Genomic DNA, 15340 nt, shown 5'->3' on the forward strand with positions numbered 1-15340 from the left:
TTGCCCGGACAACTAGGCTGGCGGCGAGCGGGTCGATTCGAACGAGACCGCAACGGGAGAGGCGATGATGGGCAGGCTTTCGGGCAAAGTGGCGCTGGTGACGGGCGGCGCGCAGGGAATCGGCGCAGCGATCGCGCGCAAGTTTCGCGAGCACGACGCGGTGGTGGTGATCGGGGACATCCAGCGCGAGAAAGGCTCGGCTCTGGCCGAGAGCATCGGCGGGCATTTCGTGGAGCTGGATGTGACGCAGCCCGAGAGCTGGACCAATGCGATCGAAGGGATCGTCGCCGATCACGGCGGGATCGACGTGCTGGTCAACAATGCCGGCGACGGCACCGGCGGGCCGATCGAGAGCACGCCGGTCGAAGCGCACCAGAAGGTCGTCGACCTCAATCTCAACGGCGTCTGGCTGGGCATCCGCGCCGCCGTGCCGACGCTGGCGGCGCGCGGCGGCGGCTCGATCGTCAACATTTCCTCGATCGACGGGCTCGCCGGCGTCTCGCATCTCAGCAGCTATGTCGCTACCAAGTTCGCCGTGACCGGGATTACCAAGTCGCTGGCGCTCGAACTCGGCGACCGCGGCATTCGCGTGAACAGCGTCCATCCGGGCATGGTCGACTGCACGCACGAGCGCGGCATGCACCCGATGGCCATGGCGCGGATCCAGAAGGCGGTCGAGCGCCAGCCGATCAAGCGCATGGCGAAGGTCGAGGAGATCGCCAACGCCGTGCTGTTCTTCGCCTCGGACGAGAGCTCGTATTGCACCGGATCGGAGCTGCTGGTCGACGGCGGCCACCTTGCGGGGCCTTACCGGGATGCGATGAGCTAGATCCACCCCGGCACGCAGGACTGGGCTACCCCTTCGCCACACCCGATCCGACAGTTCCCGCCGTGCTCGATACAGTGTTCACACTGCTCTGCATGAGGAAGCGCGAGGTCCAGCCGCCGTCGACGCGCAGGTTGTCGCCGGTGATATAGCTGGCCATGTCCGAGACGAGGAAGACCAGCGCCTTGGCCAGTTCGTCCGGCTCCGCCGGGCGCTGCAGCGGCAGCATGTCCTTGAAGCGGTCCAGACCTTCCTGCGTCATCTGCAGCCGCGGCGTCGCGGCAGCCCCGGGCATCGCCGCATTCACGCGGATGCCGTGCTGGCCCCATTCGTTGGCCATCGTCCGCACGAGGTTGATCATCCCCGCCTTGGCGGCGCCGTAGCTGCCGTGGTTCGGCGCGGCGGTGAGGCCGCTGACCGAACTGACGCAGGCAATCGCACCCGGCTTGCCGTTCCTGATCAGGGACCGCGCGACAGCGCGCGCAGGCAGGAAGAACGAGGTGAGGTTGAGGCGGTGCCCGTCCTCCCACTGTTCCAGCGTCATGTCGATCAGCTGGCTCCAGACGCCGAGTCCGATCACCGTGATCATCACGTCGACCGGGCCCAACGCCGCCTCCGCCGCCGCCAGCGCTTTCTCGACGCTCGGTTCATCGGTGACGTCGGCAGTGAGCGCAACGGCCTTGCCGCCATTCGCATTGATCTCGGCGGCGATCTTCTCGGCCCGCTCCGGCACGAGGTCCACGACGGCGACGTGCGCGCCTGCTTCGGCGAGGCGCAGCGACGAGCGTTCGCCCATTCCGAAGCCGCCGCCCCAGACGATCCCGACCTTGCCGGTCAGGCCCAGCATATCCGTAGAGCTCATAGATTCTCTCCCATTCTGACAAAGCTCCGCCTGCCCGAGCCGGTCATGCGGCTCGGGGGCTGACAATCGGCATTCATCGTAATCAGCTCAGGGCGCGTGGTTCGGGCGCGACTGGCGGCCCGTCTTCTCCGCCCATTCCTCGATCAGCCCGTCGTAGAGCGGGTGGTCGATCAGCTCGTACTTCTCGGGGAAGTTCCAGTTGCCCGACTTGACCTGACCCTCTTCCTTGAGCTCACGCATCATCTTGAGGTGGTTCGCCGCAGCCGTCACCCAGCCGCCTGTCGCCATGTTGAAGGCCGTGCCGGGCACCGAGAAACCCATCGTCGAGACCTTGTTGCCGCCGAATTCCTTGACGAGGTCACCCACCCAGTCCGGCTTCGGCGGGTAGAACAGCATGTCGGCGCCCGCTTCGAGATAGGCGTGGCCGCGCTTGACCGCCTCGTCCCAGGAACCGGTGCCGCCGCCGCCCATCTCGCTCGCATAGAGCTCGTCGCAGCGGGCGATGATCACGAAGTCCTGTCCCGAATCCTTCTGCGCCCGGCGCGCGGCGTCGATGCGCGCCTGCTGGTCCGCGATCGACCAGAGGCCGTTGACGTGCTTCGAATGCTTGGGATTGCGCTCGTCCTCGACATGGAAGCCGGCGATGCCCTGCTGGATGTAGCGGCGGGTGAAATGATAGGCATCGGCCACGGTCTCGCCCAGCGTATCGGCGTCGGCTATCAGCGGGATCGACATGACGTTGGCGATGCGGCTGGCCTGCTCGATCTGCTCGACCTGGCTGTAGACGCCGTTGTCGGGCACCGCATAGTGGAAGGCGCTGCAGGCGTGGCCGCCGAGATAGGCCGCGGGGAAGCCGACATATTCGACGATGCGCCCGGTGATCGCGGAATAGGTGTCACCGCAGACGAAATGCTCGCCCTTGTCGATGAGCGCGCGCAGTTTGGCTCCTGGGCTCGGCATGGTCTCTCCCTTAACGGATTGCAGTCGGTAGCAAGTGCCGACTATCTTCTTCGGCAGATTTGCATGGCCGAAACGGCAAGGCAAGAACCCGAATCCGGGTGCAGCCAAATGCGTATATACGGGAGAGCACAATGACGGAGACACGCCCCAAGGCCCTCGTGGTCGGAACCGGCTTCGGCTGCCGTATTCAATTACCGGCGCTGCTCGGTGCGGGGTTCGACGTGGTCGGCCTGGTCGGGCAGGACGCCGCGCGCACGGCCGAGCGGGCGCAGGCCAACGGCGTTGCGGAGAGCTTCACCGATCTCGGGCAAGCGATCGCCGCGACCGGGGCCGAGGTCGTCGCCATCTCCTCGCCGCCGCACGCCCATGCCGAGCTGTCGATCACGGCTTTCGAGCATGGCTGCCACGTGCTCTGCGAAAAGCCCTTCGCCGCCGACATGGCCGAGGCACGGGCGATGCTCGCCGCCGCCGAGAAGGCCGGCAAGGTCCACATGATGGGCCACGAGTTCCGCTTCGAACCATCGCGCGCGGCGATGGCCAACGCGATCGCGGCCGGCATGATCGGCGAGCCGCGACTGGCCAATATCTCCATGCTGCTGCCGCAGCTCACAACGCAGCAGGACGACATGCCGGACTGGTGGTTTGACACTGGCGCGGGCGGCGGCTGGCTCGGCGCACTGGGTTCGCACGTTGTTGACCAGCTGCGCACCTGGCTGGGCGAGTTCGCCGGGGTCAGCGCCTCGCTCAGCAGCGTCAGCGCGACGCGCGGGCCGGCGGACGATAGCTTCTCGATCCGCTTCGCCATGAAGAGCGGCCTCGAAGGCGTGATCCAGAGCAGCGCCGGCGCCTGGGGCCCGCCGCTCGACGTCGCGCGCGTCTGCGGCAGCGAGGGCACGCTATGGACCGAACGCGGCGAAGTGCGCTTCTCCGGCCGCAGCGGTGACCGCACGCTGCCGATCACGCCCGAATTCGCCCTGCCCCCGGCTCCGCCACTGACCGGCGATCCGCGGCATGAGACCGCGCGCTGGAAGAGCCTGGTGCAGGTCGAGCTCCCCGCCTACACTGTGCTCTGCCGCTCGCTGAAAGCGGCCATTGAGGGCCGGCCGGCGGAAAGCCCCGTCCAGCCCGCAACTTTCGCCGACGGCGTCGCCTGCATGCAGGTGATGGACGCGATCCGTGCCTCGGCAAGCGAGGGCGGAAAGCTGGTCTCGGTCTAGAGCGCTTCCAGCGCCGGGATCAGTTCGTCGAAGTGGTCGATCATGACCGAAGCGCCAAGCTGGTTCATCGGCAGGTCGTTGAAGCCGAAGCTCACCGCGACGCACGGCAATCCCGCCGCGCGCGCCGCGCCGGTATCGAAGCTGGTGTCGCCGACGAAGGCCCCCTTCCCGCCGCCAGCACGCCGGACCATTTCCTCGACCATGTCGGGCTTCGGCTTGCGCCGCTCGACCCCCAGCGTGTCGCCGCCGATGATCGTGAAGAACCGGTCGGCCATAGCCAGTTCCTCGAACAGCTTCACCGCCAGGCCTTCAAGCTTGTTGGTGACGACGGCGAGCTTCACGCCCCGCGCCGCCAGCCCGTCGAGCATCGCCACCGTGCCCGGATAGGGCCGGGTGTGGACCGAGATGTTCGCCTCGTAGAAGTCCAGTAAGGCCTCATAGAGCCGGGGGGAACTCTTCCTCCGGAATGCCGCCCGTCACCGTCAGTGCGCGTTCGAGCATCAGCTTGGCCCCGCCGCCGACCAGCTTGCGCACCTCACCCGCCGGCACCGGCACGCGCCCGATCAGCGCCAGCGCGTGGTTGACCGCAGCGGCCAGGTCTTCGTGCGTATCGAGCAGGGTGCCGTCGAGATCGAAGCCGACGATATCGAAAGGAAATGAGGTCATGGGCGCGGCCGATGCCCGGGCCGTATGGAAACCGCAAGAAATTGCTGGCATTGCTGGCGATCATGTCTGCATCCGATACCCCGCTCGCCCTGATCGTCCTTGCCGCCGGCAAGGGCACCCGCATGAAAAGCGACCTGCACAAGGTGCTCCATCCGATCGCCGGTCGGCCGATGCTCGAGCACCTGCTCGCCAGCGCCGGCGAACTGGGCGCCGAACGCCGCATCGTCGTCGCCGGCCACGGCCGCGAGCAGCTCGAGAAAGCGCTCGGAGACCGGGCGACGATTGCGGTGCAGGAGCCGCAGCTCGGCACCGCCCACGCCGTGCTCCAGGCACGCGAAGCGCTCGCCGGCTTCGACGGAGACGTGCTCATCCTCTACGCCGACGTGCCTTTCGTCCGAGCGGAGACGATGCGCGCGATGCTCGATCGGCTCCACGCGCCCGACTCACCCGTGGTAGTGGTCCTGGGCTTCGAGCCCGAGGACGCGCTGCAATACGGCCGCGTCATTGCCACCGACGGCTCGATCGTAAAAATGGTCGAGTTCAAGGACGCCAATCCCGCCGAGCGCGCCTGCACGCTGTGCAATTCAGGTCTGATGGCCGCGCGCTCCGACGCACTGTTCGCGCTGCTCGACCGCGTCGGCAACGACAATGCCCAAGGCGAGTACTACCTGCCCGACATCGTCAACATCGCGGTGCATGACGGCCGCGCCTGCGCCGTGGTGACCACCGACGATCCCGACGAAGTCGCAGGCATCAACAGCCGCGTCGAGCTCGCCCAAGCCGAAGCGCGCTGGCAGGACCGGCGGCGCCGGCAGGCGATGGACGACGGCGCCACGCTTATCGCGCCCGAGACGGTCTGGTTCGCCTGGGACACCCAGCTCGGCCGCGACGTGGTGGTGGAACCCAACGTCTTCTTCGGCCCCGGCGTCTCGATAGCCGACAAGGTGACGATCCACGCCTTCTGCCATATCGAGGGCGCCAGCCTTGCCAGCGGCGTCGAAGTTGGCCCCTATGCCCGCCTGCGCCCCGGCGCCGTGCTTCAGGAAAAGTCCAAGATCGGCAACTTTGTCGAGATGAAAAAGGCCGTGCTCGGCCCCGGCGCCAAGGCCAACCACCTGACCTACCTCGGCGATGCCGAAGTGGGCGCCAATGCCAACATCGGCGCGGGCACGATCACCTGCAACTACGACGGCTATTTCAAGCACAAGACCGTGATCGGCGAGCGCGCCTTCATCGGTTCCAACTCCGCGCTGATTGCCCCGGTGAAGATCGGCGCCGACGCCATCGTCGCCGCGGGCAGCGCGGTCAGCCGCGATGTCGCCGACGGCGAACTCCGCCTCGTGCGCGCCGAACAGCTGATCAAGCCCGGCTGGGCCGACCGCTTCCACGACGCGATGAAGAAGAAGAAGGCGGAAGCGAAGAAGGGTTAGATTGCCGAATTGTAAGAAGCCGGCAATCGTATTGATATCATGATATGATATCAGTATATCGTCACGATTACCGACGTGATGAATCGGACGACAGCCATGCGCATCCTGACCGACATTCCTGACGAAGATATCGAGAAGCTCGATGCCCTGGCCGCTAGGGAAAAGCGCTCGCGCGCCGCGACCATACGCGAGGCTGTGAAGCTTTATCTGGTGCAGAATTCGGACAACAATGACTGGATCGAACGTTGGGCCGGGCTGTGGGCAGATCGCGACGACATTCCCGATGGCGTCGAGTATCAACAGGCGATGCGCGAAGATCGCCGGCCCTACGAAGACATCTGAGCCGTGGCCGATCCCTTCTTCGACACGAATATCGTGATCGACTGGCTCAAGCGGAAACCGCAGGCGATGGCCGAACTGGCTCGTTACAAGCGCCACAAGATGAGCCGCATCGTCTGGACGGAAGTGCTGGCCGGTGAAACCCTCGGCGCGCGCGATACGGTTCGCCAGGCACTTGGTAATTTCGAGATCGTCGAACTCGACGCCCGCATCGCCGAAGCAGCAGCCGACATCCGCTATCGCTCTCGCATGAAGCTGATGGACGCTTATATCCTCGCCACTGCGCAAGTGAGCGGGGCGATCCTGATTACACGAAATACCAAGGATTTTCCGGCAGCCATGCCGGGCGTCCGGGTTCCCTACACCCTCTAGAAAGTGGTCTGCCAGCATGTGTGGAATTATCGGCATCGTCGGCAAGGAAGAAGTCGCGGACCGGCTGGTCGACGGCCTGCGTCGGATGGAATACCGCGGCTATGACAGCGCCGGCGTCTGCACGGCCTTCGGCGGCGAGCTCGTCCGCCGCCGGGCGCAGGGCAAGTTGGTCAACCTCGTCCGCGAGCTGGCGCGCGCTCCGGCACCGGGGACGGTCGGCATCGCCCACACCCGCTGGGCGACGCACGGTGCTCCGACCGCGAGCAACGCCCACCCGCACGCCACGGCCGAGCTGGCGCTGGTGCACAACGGCATCATCGAGAACTTCCGCCAGCTCAAGGAAGCGCTCACCGCGCGCGGCCGCACGTTTGAGAGCGATACGGACAGCGAAGTCGTCGCCCACCTGATCTCCGAACAGGTCGAGGCCGGCGCTTCGCCCGAGGACGCAGTCAAGGCCGCCCTGCCCCAGCTGCGCGGCGCTTTCGCGCTTGCCATCGTCTTCCGCAGCCATCCCGACATGCTGATCGGCGCCCGCCTCGGCTCGCCGCTGGTCGTCGGCTATGGCGACGGCGAGACCTATCTCGGCTCCGACGCGCTGGCGCTCGCCCCGCTGACTCAGAAGATTTCCTACCTCGACGAGGGCGATTGGGTCGTCATCACCCGCGAGGGCGCCCAGATCCGCGACATCGACGGCAACCCGGTGAAGCACGAGATCACGACCTCGGGCGCTTCGGCGGTGCAAATCGAGAAGGGCAACTATCGCCACTTCATGCAGAAGGAGATCTTCGAGCAGCCCACCGTAGTCGCCCAGACCTTGCGCAGCTACATCCGCCAGGTCGACCAGAGCGTCGCGCTGCCGCAGATGGATTTCGACCTGTCGAAGATCAGCCGCGTCACCATCGTCGCCTGCGGCACCTCCTACTACGCCGGCCTCGTCGCCAAGTACTGGTTCGAGCAGTTCGCGCGCCTGCCCGTCGACATCGATGTCGCCAGCGAGTTCCGCTATCGCGACCCCGTTCTGGAGCCGGGCGGCCTTGCGCTGTTCATCTCGCAATCGGGTGAGACCGCCGACACGCTCGCGGCGCTGCGCCACTGCAAGGCGGCCGGCCAGACCATCGCGGTCGTCGTCAACGTACCCACCAGCTCGATGGCGCGCGAGGCGGACCTGCTGCTGCCGACCCATGCCGGGCCCGAGATCGGCGTCGCCTCGACCAAGGCCTTCACCTGCCAGCTCGCCGTGCTCGCCGCCCTTGCCGCACACCTCGCCGTCAAGCGTGGCCGGATGGACCGCGCCGAGGAATGCGACGTGGTCGAGCAACTGCTCGAAACGCCGTCCAGTCTCAACGCCGCGCTCTCACACGACGACGAGATCGCCGCCATGGCGCACCTGATCGCCCCGGCGCGCGACGTGCTCTACCTGGGCCGCGGCCCCGACTATCCGCTGGCGCTCGAAGGCGCACTGAAGCTCAAGGAAATCAGCTACATCCATGCCGAGGGCTATGCTTCGGGCGAGATGAAGCACGGGCCGATCGCGCTGATCGACGAGGCCGTTCCGGTCATCGTCCTCGCCCCCTCGGGCCCGCTGTTCGAGAAGACCGTCAGCAACATGCAGGAAGTCCGCGCACGCGGCGGCAAGATCGTGCTGATCTCCGACGCAGAGGGCCTGGCCGAAGCCGGTGAAGGCTGTCTCGCCACGATCGAGATGCCCAAGGTACACCCACTGATCGCGCCGCTGGTCTATGCCGTCCCTGTCCAGTTGCTCGCCTATCACGTCGCCTGCGTCAAAGGCACCGACGTCGACCAGCCGCGCAATCTGGCGAAGAGCGTAACGGTGGAATAGCGGCGGAGGAGTTCGTCGCATGTTTGTGGAGTTAAAATAAAGTCCGCTCAAAAAAACAAACTCGACTCAAAAAAACAATGTCCACTCAAAATGACGGCCCTGCAGAATGTTGCCGTCATTTCGCTTCGGCAATCGGCGCGGAACTGTTGCCTTTGGTTCAAAAAAGCTCTGACAAGGCAGCTTAGTTCGCCCTTTCGGCCTGACCAGAATCCTGGTCTTTAACTCGAGACCCGGTCGTTCATTCATTTGGCTCTGTGCAGAAGATCCGAGCTGAGCTCACAAGAGAGCAAAAGTCCGATGCTATAGTACCTGGATAGATTTTTGGCCCGAAATTCAATTCATCATCCAGACAGAAGCGCAACTTTCGAACCGGTTCATAGAAAACCCCCGACCAAAACGGGGGGCCATATTATAATTCTTTGACGACCTACTTCGCGTTATTCTCTGTTTCGGTTACAGCCTCTCCCGCAGATTTCAGATCCTTCCCCGCCCGGCGGCTGTGCTTCAAGCGGATATTGCGAGTCTTGTGGCGAGGACAGCGATTACTGCCAACTTGGACATAAGAGCACCCCAGTGATGAGCATCGAATGACGCAACCCATCGCAGACGGCGCCGTTCCACGTCGCAACCTATCGCTTCAAATCGAGTTGACGTGTTGCGGGCGCAGCTTCTCCGCTTATCGCGTCGACCAGTTCCCACACGAGCCGCAATGCGGGTTAGCCGGGGACTGATCGGCGACAAACTGCACCCTTCACCGTCTCATCGCCGGGCATCTTCGCGGCAGCTTTCCTCGACATTCCCGAGCACGGAATGATGCTGGCCTCCTTGCAGCCCATCGCCTACATCTTAACCTAGCTGTTTCGGAACGAGAAAATCATCATGGCGCTTGTCAAGAAGTCGACCCTCGGTTCTCGAAGCAAGACGGCACCTCAGGCCACCGCTCCGGCCCCCTCCCCGAAGCAGCCGGCAGCGCCGCGCAGGCGCGCAGTGGCCAAGGCATCGACAGCAATCGAGAGAATCGACCAGGCTACGCTCGAGCTGTCGAGCGGCCTTGGGGAAGCCGCATCAGCAGCAGCCGAACTTCAGCGCGCGATCGATCAAATCTCGAGCGGAGCAGAAGAAGCGGCTGGCGCTGCGCAGGAATCGCTCGGGCTCATAGCGTCGCTGACAACCAATTTCCGCGAAGCGCGCGAGCGGGCGGAAGATTCGCGGCGTCAGGCGGAAACAGTTCAAGCCTCATTTGCTGAAATCGGCAGCCAGATCGACAGCTCGGTCGCCGCGATCGAGCTTGCCGCCCAGCGCCAGCTGTCGACGGTCGAACTTACCGCCACATTGGTGACCACCGCTGAGTACATCGGTGAAATCGGTACCAGCGTGGCCGACATTTCCGACCAGACCAGCCTGCTGGCCCTGAATGCGACGATCGAGGCCGCTCGTGCAGGCCAGAGCGGCGCCGGGTTCGCGGTGGTGGCCGACGAGATCCGCGCGCTTGCCGAGGCTTCGGAAGGGGATGCTCGCGACATTCAAGCGCTCGCGTCTAGCATTGCGGACGACGTCCGAACGATTGCCGAGCGCGTGCGTTCGGCCTCCGATAGCGCAAGTTCCGAAGCAAAGGCCGGTAGCGACGTCGTGACGCAGCTAAGGACCGCGCGCAGCGATCTGGCACGCCTGAACGGCGGCATTCAGGAAATTCTCCTGGCTGCGATCGAAGCCGAGGGGGCGATGCGCGAAGCCGAAAGGGGATCTGAGCAGGTTGCCAGCGCTGCCGAGGAGCAATCAGCAGCTGCGGCCGAAGCCCAGCAGGCGATCGAACAACAGAGCGCTTCGCTCGACCAAAGCCAGCAAACCGCCGAAGCCCTGGGAAGTCTGACCGAGCGCCTGCAGGACGGCCAAAGCGATCAAATCGCCGTCGAAGAGGTTGCTGCAGCCGCAGAGCAGCTGTCTGCCACTGTGCAGGAGCTTTCCGGCGCGTCGGGTCAGATCCTCGTCGCCTTGGAGCAGATCGGTAGAGGAACCCAGATTCAAGCCTCGGCAACGTTGCAGGCCAACAGCGCCATGGCGCAGATCGAGAAGGCGGCGGAGCTTGCACAGGCTCGCGCCGCTTCGGCAGTAGACCAGATCGGGGAAATCGTCGGATCGGTCAGTGAGGGCCGCGGTACCGTAGAGCGACTGGCGAGGGGGGATTGAAATCTCGCTTGGCGCAGTGAACGCCGTTCTGGATCTCCTTACGGCGCTCAACGCGACGAGCCGCAGGATCGAAAAGATCACGGACAATCTGGCGCTGGTTTCGGTCCAGACGAACATGCTTGCGGTCAGCGGCGCGGTCGAGGCGACGCGCGCTGGCGAAGCAGGGCGCGGCTTCGCGACCGTGGCGGGCGACATCCGGAAATTGTCGCGCGATGCGGCATCGAATGCGGAACGGGCCAAGGATTCGGTTCGGGTCGTCCAGGATCAGATCGTTTCGGTTCGCCGCGATCTCGATCAGATCGTCGGTGCATCCGAGTCGGAAATAGCCCGGAACCGCGCGCTGATAGATCGATTTGGCATCGTCGCGGCCGACCTTGACGCGGTGCAGGCAATGAACGTCGCAATCGCGGCGGGCGCCGAAGACATCTTTCGCTCCGTCCGCGAGATACGCAACGGTACGAGCCAGATCGCTGACGCGGCCGAACTCGCTTCGAGCGCTTCACGCGAGGCCGCCGCCGCAGCGCGGCAGCAAGCGCAGGCATCAGAAGAGCTGGCTGCGGCGATCGAGGAGATCGCGTCAATCGCTGCGACCCTCGTGACACGGAGCACTTGACCCTTTGGACGCGGATCTCGCCACTACTACCCGGACGCTGAGCTTCCGCGTGGACGGCCAGAGCTTCTCGCTCAGGACCGAGCTTGTCCAGGAAGTCGCCCGCATGCCGCCGATCACCCGCGTACCGCACGCGCCGGCAGCCTTGCTCGGGCTGGCAAACTTGCGCGGGACCGTCATTTCCATCCTGTCGATGGCACAGCTCCTTCGCCGCGCGCCGGGAATTCCCACGCGGATTATAGTCATCGACGCGAGCGAAAGGCTGGGCCTGGCAGTCGACGAGGCAAGCCAGGTTCTCACGACCAACCAGGCCGACTCTACGATCGAGATCGATATAGCCGAGCTGGTCGCGCAGAACATGCCGGCTCAAGCCTCGCGCCGCCTGCGAGGCACCGGTACTGGCACTGTCTCGTCCGGAGAACGACAGGACAAGACCGAAGCGATCGCGCTTGTCGCCTTCGCGATCGGCAATCAGGAATTCGCCATGCCTTTGGCGGCTGTCGAGGAAGTCCTGAGACTGCCGAACGACATTGCCCTGATGCCCGATGCCGATGAAGTGGTGATCGGCAGTGCAGCCGTGCGCGGTGCCGTGCTGCCATTGCTTTCCCTGCGCGCGCTGCTCGCCCTGCCTGGCCTCGGCGAAAGCCCGCGCGTGCGGCTCCTCGTCGTCCGGATAGGATCTCACCGCATCGGCCTGCTGGTCGACGAAATGCGCTCGATCCTGCGCGTGTCCGAGGCAATGATCGACGCGGTTCCGCAAGTCCTGTCGCGAGGGCAGGCCGAGGCTCGTATCCAGGCCATCTGCAGGCTGGACGATGGCGAGCGGCTGATTTCGGTCTTGGCCGCGGACCAGCTCCTGCGCGATGACATCACGGCCCGGCTACTGAATGGCGGCAGCACTGCGGAGCACAAGAGTATGGTGCAAGATGAAGGCGAGAGCGCCTCAGAGCAGTTCCTGCTGTTCCGCATCGGAGAAGAAGAGTTCGGCATCCCCATCGCCGCGGTGGAAACAGTGGCGCAACTGCCGGCCAAGCTCACCCCGCTTCCCAAAGCCCCGGCCTTCGTACTGGGCGTGATGAATTTGCGCGGACAAGTGATCCCCGTGATCGACCAGGCACAGCGTTTCGGAGCGAGCGCTTCCCAATCGGCACGGCGCCGCATCATCGTGACGCGCATCGGCGAACTGGAGGCCGGCTTCATTGTCGACGCGGTCTCGGAAGTCGTGCGGGTCGACGCCGGCGCGCTGCGCCCTGCACCGGAATTCGGCAACGAAGAGACGCGCGTGTTCGAGCGCGTTGCCAATCTCGCCGAAGAACAACGGATCATCTTGATCGTCAATCCGCGCGAATTGCTCGATCGCGCCGAACAGGACCTGCTGCGCCGTCTTGGCAAGAAGGGTGCGAAAACCAGCTCGTGATCAAGCTGCTGGTGGTCGATGATTCGCCGCTGATGCGGCGCCTGCTGACGGAAATATTCACGACGGCGGGCGATTTTGCCGTCACCACGGCCCGCAGCGGGGCCGAGGCGCTCGAGATGTTGCACGAGGTTGCCCCCGATGTGGTGACGCTCGACGTAAACATGCCCGAGATGAATGGGCTCGCCTGCCTCGATCGGATCATGGTGTTCCGGCCCTGTCCGGTGGTGATGGTGTCATCGCTGACCGCGGCGGGTGCCGACGAGACGCTTGAAGCCTTGGCCCTTGGCGCCGTCGATTTCATCGCCAAGCCCAGAGGAGCCGTCTCGCTGGAGATAGACGCGCTCGCGCCCGAACTCGTCGACAAGGTGCGAGCGGCCGCAAGTGCGCGCATTCCGCGAACCTTGCGCCTTCGCGATCGCGTGAGAGCGCGCGCGGGCGTTCAGCCTAACCCGCCCCAGAAGCGCACAAGGCAAAGATCGTCGCCTGCACCGGTGCGGATGGCAGCAACGGGCGTCGTCGTGGTCGGTTCGTCGACCGGGGGACCGCCAGCGTTGGACGCGCTGCTGGGCGACCTACCGGCCGATTTTCCCTGGCCGATCGTCATTGCACAGCACATGCCCGCCAGCTTCACCGGCCCGCTTTCGCGCCGGCTCGACAAGCTCTGTGCAATCCAGGTCTCCGAGATCACCCGCACCACACCGTTGGAACCGGGCCATGCCTATATTGGGAAAGGGGACGCCGATCTGATCCTCTCGCGACGGGGCAGCGCACTCGTTGCCATGCCGGCCCCGATCAATCCCGCACATTTCTGGCATCCAAGCGTTGACCGCCTGATGGAGAGCGGGTTGCGATTGCTCCCCGCCGAGAGCTTGATCGGAGTGCTGATGACGGGAATGGGTTCGGATGGAGCCGCGGCAATGGCCGAGCTCAAGGAACGCGGCGGCCATACCATTGCGGAATCCGCCGAGACCGCCGTGGTCTGGGGCATGCCCGGCGCGCTCGTAGCGCTGGGCGGCGCTTCGGCTGTGCGCCCCCTGGACCAGATCGCTGGCGCGCTCCTGGCCCTCGTCGGCCGGTGAGCGACGGAAATGAGCCTCGCCGAACGCATCCCGCACTGACCAGCGATGAGATCGCCCGCGTCGGCCGCCTGCTTTATCGCTGGACGGGGATGATCTTCGGCGAGAACAAACGCTACTACATCGAAAGGCGCATCGGCGACCGCATGGCGCGCAGCCGTATCGATGACGTGACGACCTATCTGGGCTTCGTCGCTTCCCATCTCGAAGAGCGTGAGGCCTTGATCAACGCCTTCACCATAAACGAGACGTACTTTTACCGCGAGGAACACCAACTCCAGGCGCTGAGCGCTGAGATCCTTCCGGAAATCGTCAGGACGAAGCGGCCGGGTGATCTCGTACGGATCTGGTCCATGCCCTGCTCGACCGGCGAAGAAGCCTATTCGATTGCCGTTTGGCTGCTCGAGAACTGGCCGCTGGTCGACGCCTACAATGTCGAGATTGTCGGTTCCGACGTCGACACGGCGGCTCTCAAGCACGCGCAGGAAGGCCGCTTCGGCACACGCTCGCTGGCTCGTCTTCCCGCCAAGGTGGTCGAAAGCTATTTCGAGGCAGAGCGCGGGCATCGCCGCAAAATCATCGACGACCTACGCGAATCCGTCCGCTTCGCCCCGGCGAATATAGTCGACCGCGGAACGCTGACCGGTTTGGGCCGGTTCGACGTCATCCTCTGCCGAAATCTCCTGATCTATTTCGACGATGAAGCCAGGCGTCTCGCGGTGGGAAATCTGTTCGAGAGCATGAACCCGGGAGCCTTCATCTGCCTAGGTCACAGCGAATCCATGGCGCGGATCACAGATCGGTTCGAGCTTGTTCGCCTTGAGGCCGCGATAGTCTATCGTAAGCGGTGATGGACGAACTGCTCGAACAGTTTTTGATCGAAAGCCGTGACCTGATCGCGGTGGCATCGAACGATTTCACCACGCTCGCCAGAAACCCGCACGGCACTGGATCTATCGACAGCGCCTTTCGCGCGATCCACACGTTGAAAGGCTCCGTCGCGCTTTTCGCGATGCAGCCCGCAGAGCAAGTCCTTCACGCCGCGGAGGATATTCTCGAAAGAGCGCGCAAGGGCACGGCTGAGTTGGACGAAGCCACGGTCGCAGCTCTCGTGATATGCCTCGACCAGATCGATCGCTGGGTCGACGATCTCGAGCAGACTGGCGCCCTGAGGCCACAGGCGTCTGAAATAGCAGGCGAACTGATCGACAGGCTCGCTTCGGCGTCGCCTTCCGGACCCACGAGAAGCAGTTTCACCGAAGGCGTCACCGAGACCTGGGCAAGCGACCTGTCGATCCGCGAAGCGCAAACTCTCGCAGCGTCCGATCAGCCAGTGACGGCGTTTCGATACACCCCGGATCAGGACTGCTTCTTTCGGGAGATGATCCACTCGCGGTGGTGGCCGCAGTGCCGGAGCTGCTTTCACTCTCCATCCTTCCTGCTGGAGGGTCCTGGCCCGCCGCCGCTGACCTCGAACCGTTTAGCTGCATGTCCATACTGGAAGGCATCAGCGCAGCCCCGCGTGATTTAGTAGCCGC

14 protein-coding genes and 1 pseudogene are annotated in these 15340 nt (G+C 64.5%); 12 read left to right on the forward strand and 3 right to left on the reverse strand.

The genetic code is table 11. The annotated features are described in order from the left end of the window. Positions 1–64: 64 nt before the first annotated feature. Positions 65–829 carry an SDR family NAD(P)-dependent oxidoreductase gene (locus KRR38_RS10810; RefSeq protein ID WP_254514741.1) on the forward strand — a complete coding sequence of 255 codons (765 nt, stop codon included), beginning with the start codon at positions 65–67 and terminating at the stop codon, positions 827–829. A gap of 25 nt (positions 830–854) precedes the next feature. On the opposite strand, the gene KRR38_RS10815 is transcribed toward KRR38_RS10810, so the two are convergent. Further along, positions 855–1688, reverse strand: coding sequence for an SDR family NAD(P)-dependent oxidoreductase (locus KRR38_RS10815; protein WP_217401327.1), 834 nt, complete (start codon positions 1686–1688; stop codon positions 855–857). An 87-nt stretch (positions 1689–1775) separates the two neighbouring features. Beyond that, positions 1776–2648: an oxaloacetate decarboxylase gene (locus KRR38_RS10820; protein ID WP_217401329.1), complete on the reverse strand. Its 873-nt coding sequence runs from the start codon at positions 2646–2648 to the stop codon at positions 1776–1778. Positions 2649–2779: 131 nt separating this feature from the next. On the opposite strand from KRR38_RS10820, the gene KRR38_RS10825 reads away from it, so the two are divergent. Continuing rightward, positions 2780–3865, forward strand: coding sequence for a Gfo/Idh/MocA family protein (locus KRR38_RS10825; protein ID WP_217401331.1), 1086 nt, complete (start codon positions 2780–2782; stop codon positions 3863–3865). Here KRR38_RS10825 and KRR38_RS10830 read toward each other — a convergent pair. Beyond that, positions 3862–4531 (reverse strand): annotated as a pseudogene (locus tag KRR38_RS10830) (HAD hydrolase-like protein). The gene KRR38_RS10825 and the pseudogene KRR38_RS10830 sit on opposite strands and share 4 nt — an antisense overlap. Positions 4532–4593: 62 nt before the next feature. Between KRR38_RS10830 and glmU the strand changes: the two are divergent. The 10 genes from glmU (at position 4594) to KRR38_RS35975 (ending at position 15333) form a co-directional block, all read left to right on the forward strand. Next, a complete protein-coding gene (glmU, locus tag KRR38_RS10835) occupies positions 4594–5961 on the forward strand; it encodes a bifunctional UDP-N-acetylglucosamine diphosphorylase/glucosamine-1-phosphate N-acetyltransferase GlmU (protein ID WP_217401333.1) in 1368 nt (455 codons plus the stop codon). 96 nt (positions 5962–6057) lie between these two features. Further along, positions 6058–6303, forward strand: a complete 246-nt coding sequence (locus KRR38_RS10840; protein ID WP_217401335.1) for a ribbon-helix-helix protein, CopG family — start codon at positions 6058–6060, stop codon at positions 6301–6303. Between the two features lie 3 nt (positions 6304–6306). Next, on the forward strand, positions 6307–6672 hold the full coding sequence (locus KRR38_RS10845) for a type II toxin-antitoxin system VapC family toxin (protein ID WP_217401337.1): 366 nt from the start codon (positions 6307–6309) through the stop codon (positions 6670–6672). Between the two features lie 16 nt (positions 6673–6688). Beyond that, positions 6689–8512, forward strand: a complete 1824-nt coding sequence (glmS, locus tag KRR38_RS10850; RefSeq protein WP_217401339.1) for a glutamine--fructose-6-phosphate transaminase (isomerizing) — start codon at positions 6689–6691, stop codon at positions 8510–8512. Between the two features lie 879 nt (positions 8513–9391). Beyond that, complete coding sequence (locus tag KRR38_RS10855; protein ID WP_254514742.1) at positions 9392–10699, forward strand: methyl-accepting chemotaxis protein; 1308 nt, start codon at positions 9392–9394, stop codon at positions 10697–10699. Positions 10700–10715: 16 nt separating this feature from the next. Beyond that, positions 10716–11312: a methyl-accepting chemotaxis protein gene (locus KRR38_RS35970; protein ID WP_309141017.1), complete on the forward strand. Its 597-nt coding sequence runs from the start codon at positions 10716–10718 to the stop codon at positions 11310–11312. Between the two features lie 4 nt (positions 11313–11316). Further along, positions 11317–12726, forward strand: a complete 1410-nt coding sequence (locus KRR38_RS10860; protein WP_254514743.1) for a chemotaxis protein CheW — start codon at positions 11317–11319, stop codon at positions 12724–12726. Further along, positions 12723–13805: a chemotaxis-specific protein-glutamate methyltransferase CheB gene (gene cheB, locus KRR38_RS10865; protein WP_217401341.1), complete on the forward strand. Its 1083-nt coding sequence runs from the start codon at positions 12723–12725 to the stop codon at positions 13803–13805. The genes KRR38_RS10860 and cheB overlap by 4 nt, the downstream gene beginning before the upstream one ends. After that, positions 13802–14653 carry a protein-glutamate O-methyltransferase CheR gene (locus KRR38_RS10870; protein ID WP_309141018.1) on the forward strand — a complete coding sequence of 284 codons (852 nt, stop codon included), beginning with the start codon at positions 13802–13804 and terminating at the stop codon, positions 14651–14653. The genes cheB and KRR38_RS10870 overlap by 4 nt, the downstream gene beginning before the upstream one ends. Then, positions 14653–15333 (forward strand): Hpt domain-containing protein, encoded by a 681-nt coding sequence (locus KRR38_RS35975; protein ID WP_254514744.1) that lies wholly within the window; start codon positions 14653–14655, stop codon positions 15331–15333. The genes KRR38_RS10870 and KRR38_RS35975 overlap by 1 nt, the downstream gene beginning before the upstream one ends. Positions 15334–15340: the final 7 nt, after the last annotated feature.

The sequence above is a fragment of the Novosphingobium sp. G106 genome, assembly GCF_019075875.1.
Lineage (GTDB): Bacteria > Pseudomonadota > Alphaproteobacteria > Sphingomonadales > Sphingomonadaceae > Novosphingobium.